Origin of the sequence: Collinsella sp. AM29-10AC (assembly GCF_003469085.1) — a bacterium.
Classification (GTDB): domain Bacteria; phylum Actinomycetota; class Coriobacteriia; order Coriobacteriales; family Coriobacteriaceae; genus Collinsella.
In genome coordinates, this window is the sequence record NZ_QSKB01000044.1 from 1 (window position 1) to 7,137 (window position 7,137).

Genomic DNA, 7,137 nt, shown 5'->3' on the forward strand with positions numbered 1-7,137 from the left:
CAGGAGGCCACTTAATGTGGCCTCCGTCGTGAGCAGGACTGTAGAGCAGGAAAGTTCATATGCGGCCGTTGGCACCCGGGCAGCGCCGGGGATCGCACCTTTGCGACTACAGCGTCATGTTCGGATCGGCATCGACGTCGAACGGCGAGATTTCTCCTCGGTCGAATTTACGGCGAGCAACCTCTGCGATCATGGCGGCGTTATCGGTGCAGGCAGACAAGGGCGGCACCGTTACACGAATGCCCTGACGTCCAAGCTTTTTGATCATCATCTCGCGCAGATGCGGATTGGCCGAGACGCCGCCGCCGATGCAATACTCCTTGCACCCGGTAGCATGCAGGGCGTTTTTTGCCTTTTTGTACTGCACGTCAAAGACCGCCGCCTCGAACGAAGCCGCCAGGTCGGGCAGGTGGATCGTGCGCCCGGCCTTAGTCTCCTGCTCGATGTAGAGCGTCACCGCCGTCTTGAGGCCCGAAAGCGAGAAGCGATAGTCCCCCCTGCTGTTCAGCGCACGGGGGAAATCGATCGCCTTGGGATTGCCCGTCTCGGCAAGCTTGGAGATGATGGGGCCGCCGGGATAGCCAAGGCCCAGCGCCTTTGCCACCTTGTCGAAGGCTTCGCCCACGGCGTCGTCCAGCGTCTCGCCAAGCACTTCGTAGTCGCCCCATGCCTTTACGTGCACGAGCATGGTGTGCCCGCCCGAAACGAGCGTAAAGATAAACGGGGGCTTAAGGTCGGGCTGCGCCAACAGGTTGGCAAACAGGTGGCCCTCCAGATGATTGACGCACACCAGCGGTTTGCCGGCAGCATACGCAAAGCCCTTGGCAAAGGCGACACCCACCACCAGAGCGCCCACCAAGCCCGGACCCTGCGTCACGCCCACGGCGGCAAGCTCTTTCGGCGTGATCGCTCCACCCGTCAAGCCAAGCGACGCCGCGGCATCTTCAAGCGCCGCATCCACGACGCTTACAATCACCTCGACGTGCTTGCGCGAGGCAATCTCGGGCACCACGCCGCCAAAGCGAGCATGAAAATCGATCTGCGTCGACACCTGGTTGGCCAGCATATTGCCGTCCGCATCGATAATTGCCACGGCCGTCTCGTCGCAGGAGCTCTCGATGGCAAGCACCAGGCGACGGCGTTCGATTTCGGCACGCTCCTCAACGGTGCGCTCGGGCGCGGGCAGCGGCCATGCGCGCTGCTCGGCAGCAGTTGGCTCGGGCGAGGCATTGTCGAGAGGAAGCACCAGGGGCAGCGGTGCCGTCATGACGATGGCATCCTTGCCGGCACCGTAGTAGCCACGGCGACGACCCGCCTCGGTAAAGCCCAGAGCGGCATAGAGCGCCATTGCGCCCTCGTTGCCGTCCTCAACCTCAAGCGAAGCCGTAGTGCAGCCGAGCATCTGCGCGTCATAGCTCACGTGCGACAGCAGCTTGCGGGCGATGCCCTCGCGTCGATGCGCCGGATCGACGGCAACGTCCATAATCTGCACGTCCCCGTCGACGACCATACCGCCGGCAAGACCTAGTAGACGGCCGTCGTCGTGCGCCACCCACCAGCTACGCGGAGCGGCAACGCCCTCGCCCAGCTCGGACAGGAACATGCCCGGCGTCCACGCCTCGTGTCCGGCGCCTTCAAAGCAGGTGGTTTCCAACGTGCTCGCACCCTCGGCATCCGCCGCGCCCATGGGGCGGAATTGCAGATGACGTCCGGCGAGCTCATCGGCAACACCTGTCACCTCACTCTGCGCGCTCTCGGCAAGGCCCAGACGCTTGCGCTCGTTTTCCTCGGCGTCCGAAAGGCGCGTATAGATCGGCAAGACGCGAGCCGGATCGCCGTCGCCTGCGGCGTGCGCCATCAGCAGGCCCTCGCCCGAAGGCCACCACAGGTCTCGCCCCACGCAGCGCGCCGTCTCGTCCTCACCCAGTAGCTTGCCATAACGCACGAGACCGTCACCAGTCAGCTGAACCTGATCCCAGCCCGCGGTCTGGCGCCACCCATCAAGCGCCACGGCGGCCTTGACCACGCGCTCGCGCTCAAACAGACGCTCGGGACCCTCGTCCCCCAGCACATACAGCGCCGGGTACACCTCGCCGCGCATGGCGTCGGCAAGAACGCCAAGCTTGCCGCGTACGCCGGCCTTCCATGCCGTCCAGGCGCAAGCGTCAAGTGTCGACACGCCGAGCAGAGGCACGTTGGCACCACGCGCCAGACCCTTTGCGGTGGAGATACCGATACGCACGCCCGTAAACGAACCCGGGCCGCGGCCAACCACATAACAGCCGACATCGCTGCGATCCAGGCCGGTCTGCTTCAGTAGGCCATCAACAGTATTCACGAGCTCCACGTTGGCATGACGGCGACACAGATGGTCCCCACTTACCAGCTTTGCCTCGCCTGTCTGCACATCAATCCAGCTTGCCGCGCAGGCAAGCATGTCGGTCGATGTATCGAGCGCCACCACCAGCGCGTTGTCGTTATGCAAGCTCATCTTGTACAGCCTTATCTATCAAATGGGAAAGCTCATCCGCGCGCTCGCCGTGTGCCTCGAGCGTTATCGTTCGCACGTCGCTGTCGTCCTCATCGCGCTTAAGCGTCACCGAAAGATACTCATCTGTCAGTTCATCCTGAAACTGCTCGCCCCATTCCAGCAGGCAAACACCCTCATAGCCCAGCACGTCAAAAATGCCCGTATCCTCAAGCTCGTAGGCATGCTCCAGGCGGTACAGATCAAAATGGAACAGCGGAATACGCCCTTGGTCATGAACGGCCATGAGTGCGAACGTAGGGCTTGTGACCATATGCTCATCGCCCAGAGCACGCGAAACGCCCTTGGTAAAGTGGGTTTTGCCCACCCCGAGGCCGCCGGTCAAGATCAGCACATCACCATCTTCCAGGCACGGCGCAACCAGCTCGCCAAAATGCTCCGTATCGGCAGAGCAAGCCGTTCTATAAATACCTACCCCCAGGCGCTCCAGGGACATATATGCTCCTTATTATTCCGAGGCACCCTCTGGCGCGGAGTGCCGCTCCAGATAGTCGCCCAGCATCTTAAAGTCTTCCTCCAGCAACTCTTGCCACGCCGGATTGCGCAGCGCTGCCGCGGGATGAAACGTCGGCATCACCACAAAGTGCCCCATCTGATGGAACCTGCCGCGCAGCTTGGTAATGCCGATCTCGGTCTTGAGCACAAAGTGCGTCGCGGGATTGCCGAGTGTCACGATGATATCGGGCCAGATGCTTCGAATCTGCTCGCGCAAAAACGGTGAGCAAGCCAGCACTTCCTCGGGGCGCGGATTGCGGTTTCCCGGCGGGCGACACTTAAGCACGTTGGCAATGTAGACGTCTTCGCGCTTGAGGCCAGCCAGCGAAAGGATGCCGTTGAGATCCTCGCCCGCCGCCCCCACAAAGGGCTCGCCCTGCAAATCCTCATTACGGCCCGGCGCCTCGCCAATAAACATCACGCGAGCGCGGGGGTTTCCCACGCCAAACACGATGTTGTGGCGCGACTGGTAAAGCTGGCAAAGGTGACAATCGCCCAGAACGGCCTCGATCTCCTCGAGTGCGACCTCACGCGGCGCCTGATGGCTATGGCCGGGAATGTGCATGACGCCCATAGCGACTCCTACACGTAGACCTTGTCGAGACGCATACCAAAGCCGCAAGCGACCTCGTAGTTAATCGTGCCGCGTAGGCGCGCCATCTCGTCCATGGTAATCTCGGCATCTCCATCGCGGCCGACAATGATCATCTCGTCACCATACTCGGCCTCGGGAATCTCATGCGCCGGGTTGGACTGAATGGCGACCATAAACTGGTCCATGCAGATATTGCCCACCTGACGCACACGCTCGCCGCGATACAGCACGTCCATACGATTGGAAAGCGTACGCGAAAGGCCATCGGCATAACCGATCGGAAGGGTGCAGATCTGAACGCGCGTGCGCGGTACGCGGTAGGTAAAGCCGTAGCCCACGCCCTCGCCCATCGCAGGGTGTGCCACGCGCGTCACACGCGCGTGGACGCTCATGACGGGATCAAGCTGCATCACGCGACCACTCAGCTCACATGGCTGCAGACCATACAAACCGATGCCGGCACGAATCATGTCAAAGTGCATTGAAGAATCGAGCATCGAGGATGGCGTATTGGCACAATGCACGATACCGCATTCAAAACCTGCGTCCTTAATGGCCTGAACGGCCTCGGTAAAACGCTGGCACTGCAGCTTGTAGTCCCAGCCCGAAGGTTCATCGGCCGTGGCGAAGTGCGTAAATACGCCGTCGCACTGAATACCGCGATGGAAATTTATACCGCGGACAAAGTCGAGCACCTGCGTGTAGTGAACGCCGATACGATTCATGCCCGTCTCGATGGCAAGATGGTACTTGCCCACTTTGCCCGCCGCGACGGCACATTCTCCATACGCAAGAGCAAAGTCAGACGTATAGACCGAGGGCATGATATCAAACTCGAGCAACGTCGGAATGGCCTCGATAGGCGGCTCGCTTAGGATGAGGATGGGTTTCGTAATCCCGCCCTGTCGGAGCTCAACGCCCTCGTTAACCGTCGCCACGGCAAACATGTCGGCACCGGCCGAATACATGATCTTGGCGCACTCAACAGCTCCATGACCATAAGCATCGGCCTTGACCACGCAGCACAGGCGCTGACGTGGATTCAGCAAGTTCTTATAGGCCCTCGTGTTGCGACGGAGCGCCCCGCGGTCGATCTCGACCCAGGACCAGCGCGTCAAATCGGCTTTATTCATGATTAGTCATCCGACCCTTCGTCCATGATTCCCAGATCTTCGAGCGCATCCTTTGCCGCCAGCTCCATGGCAGGACCGATCAAGTCGATAAGATCGGTCGCGATAACGCTCTTCTCACCATACTCCGTCGCCGCAGCAAAACCGGCGTAGCTGTGAAGTGCGACGGCGTACGAATACAGCAGCTCCCAACGATCCATCTCGTCGCGCATGGTGGCAAGCGTGCCGGCCAAAATACCCGCGAGAACATCACCAGAACCGGCAGTTGCCAGAGAAGCCGGACCCGAGAGTGGCAGCAGCACGCGCTCAACGCCACAGATAGCCGTCGTCGGCCCCTTGGCTATGACCACCAGATTGTCGGAGCCTGCAGCCCAGACAACCTTCTGCGCGGCCGCAATCGCGGTACCAAGGTCGTTCACCTCGTCACCGGCAACCAGGCGCGAAAGCTCACGATAGTGCGGCGTCATAACCAACGGCTGCTCGCGGCGATACATCTCGGGGTTACTATCAATACCGTCAATGGCAATCTTAGCAAGGCAGTTGAGTGCATCGGCGTCCAAAATTAGCGGTACATCAAGCTCGAGCAAGCCCGAAACCACCTGCATAGCGCCGGCAGACGTCGTCATACCGGGACCGCACAGCACGCAGCTGTACTTCTTTGCGATCTCGCACACCGTCATGCGCGCAGCGGCGCCAAAGGAGCCGCGGGAATCAGACGGAATAGCAAAGACCGGAATCGAAGGAAGTGCCATGCGAATGAGATTGGCGCAGGCGTCAGGAGCCGCGACTGCCACGTAACCAGCACCCGCGCGAGCTGCAGACTTGGCCGCCATAATGGCAGCACCAGGATATTGCGCCGATCCGGCGACAATAAGCACAGAGCCACGGGAATACTTATCGATATTCGATGGTAGCGGAGCAAAGTAATCAACTAAGTCACCGGGCTCGACAATCTCGGCGGCGTGGTCAACATCATCGATGACTTCGTCAAGACGGTCGTAAAGATTGCCGCAGATCAAATCGCCAGCATACTCAGGGCCATCAGCGCTATACAGACCAATCTTGGGCGCAATCATCGTCACCGTGCGCTCGGCACGAATGCAGTCGTCATCAACAACGCCCGTCTCGGCATTCAGGCCCGAGGGGACATCAATGGATACGACACAATCGGCGCATTCATTGACCGTAGGAATCCAAATGGAGAACGGCGCACGCAGATTCCCGTGGAAACCGGTACCAAAAATGGCATCGACAACAACATCCGCCTTATCGATCAAAACCTCGAGTTCGTCACGCGAGGGACCGACGCAAACGTGCACATCGCGGCCGGCAGTTCGACGAGCAACATGACGTGCCAAAGCAGCAGGAATCTCATCCGGCTCAACCGGAGAAACGATATCCACGTCCACACCCTTGTGGCTCAAGATATCGGCGGCAACCCAACCGTCGCCGCCATTATTACCAAAACCGACCAAAACGAGAACCCGATCGGGATTGAGCTTCAAGACCTCGTTAGCGGCAAACTCACCCGCTAGCTCCATAAGCTCGGCCTTCGAAGTCCCTTCGCGTTCGATGATATCCTCGAGACGAACGACTTCTTCGGTACTCAAAACCGGTTTCATCTATGCTCCTAGCGTATCTTGCGAAGCATCGCCCAGGTGCTCCGTCAATGCTGAATTCTGCAGCTGCTCGAGCTCATCTAATACAGAGCGAGCCTCTTTAAATGTCTGCGCAACGCGTTTCTTGGTGCTCACCTTTTCATCTTTTGGCTTAGGCCGAGCATCTTCGGTAATCGCGATGGCATTCGCAACGGCCAAGTCTCCCGTAAGCGTAATGGAAAGAGCGACCTCAACAACGCCCAGTTCTTGAGCGATCTCGAGAGCACGGCCCGAAAGCAGCGCCTTCGGTTTGCCGAGTTTATCACGCGTTACCGAAACATCCTTGCGACCCACGCCTTGACTAAAACCCGTGCCGAGAGCTTTAAGCACCGCCTCGCGCGAAGCAAAGCGGCTCGCATAGTGAGCAGCGGGACGCGATGATGCATCGCAATACGCACGCTCTTCTTCGGTAAACACACGCCGAGCAAACGACGGCGTCTTTTCAAGAATTGATTTCATGCGGGAAATCTCGACGATATCAACGCCGATACCAGCTTCAGCCATGTTCACCTCCATATCGCACAGACTAAGTTATTGTAGCCCGTTCACAGAAGATGCGACAAACGAGGGTTATAAAACACAGCTACTATGTGAGACAAATTGCCCGAGATACAAAAAAGGGGGAGGCCGCGAGGCCTCCCCCTTCTTCAAGTCATCAGACGGCTCGGTGCCGTCCACCGGTCAGCGGCGCCCTGGCCTCCCACGGGCTGG

6 protein-coding genes are annotated in these 7,137 nt (G+C 59.5%); all 6 read right to left on the reverse strand.

Features of this window, described 5'->3' with window-relative positions:
- Positions 1-106 precede the first annotated feature (106 nt).
- The 6 genes from tsaD to acpS are packed head-to-tail and all read right to left on the reverse strand — an operon-like array spanning position 107 to position 6,930.
- Positions 107-2,491 carry a tRNA (adenosine(37)-N6)-threonylcarbamoyltransferase complex transferase subunit TsaD gene (tsaD, locus tag DW754_RS10505; RefSeq protein WP_117759397.1) on the reverse strand — a complete coding sequence of 795 codons (2,385 nt, stop codon included), beginning with the start codon at positions 2,489-2,491 and terminating at the stop codon, positions 107-109.
- Positions 2,478-2,984, reverse strand: coding sequence for a tRNA (adenosine(37)-N6)-threonylcarbamoyltransferase complex ATPase subunit type 1 TsaE (gene tsaE, locus DW754_RS10510; RefSeq protein WP_117759398.1), 507 nt, complete (start codon positions 2,982-2,984; stop codon positions 2,478-2,480). The genes tsaD and tsaE overlap by 14 nt, the downstream gene beginning before the upstream one ends.
- Positions 2,985-2,996: 12 nt before the next feature.
- Positions 2,997-3,617 carry a uracil-DNA glycosylase gene (locus tag DW754_RS10515; RefSeq protein ID WP_117759400.1) on the reverse strand — a complete coding sequence of 207 codons (621 nt, stop codon included), beginning with the start codon at positions 3,615-3,617 and terminating at the stop codon, positions 2,997-2,999.
- Positions 3,618-3,625: 8 nt separating this feature from the next.
- Positions 3,626-4,771, reverse strand: a complete 1,146-nt coding sequence (gene alr / locus DW754_RS10520; protein WP_117759402.1) for an alanine racemase — start codon at positions 4,769-4,771, stop codon at positions 3,626-3,628.
- Between the two features lie 2 nt (positions 4,772-4,773).
- Positions 4,774-6,390 carry an NAD(P)H-hydrate dehydratase gene (locus DW754_RS10525; protein ID WP_082435564.1) on the reverse strand — a complete coding sequence of 539 codons (1,617 nt, stop codon included), beginning with the start codon at positions 6,388-6,390 and terminating at the stop codon, positions 4,774-4,776.
- Positions 6,391-6,930, reverse strand: coding sequence for a holo-ACP synthase (gene acpS, locus DW754_RS10530; protein WP_117655164.1), 540 nt, complete (start codon positions 6,928-6,930; stop codon positions 6,391-6,393).
- Positions 6,931-7,137: the final 207 nt, after the last annotated feature.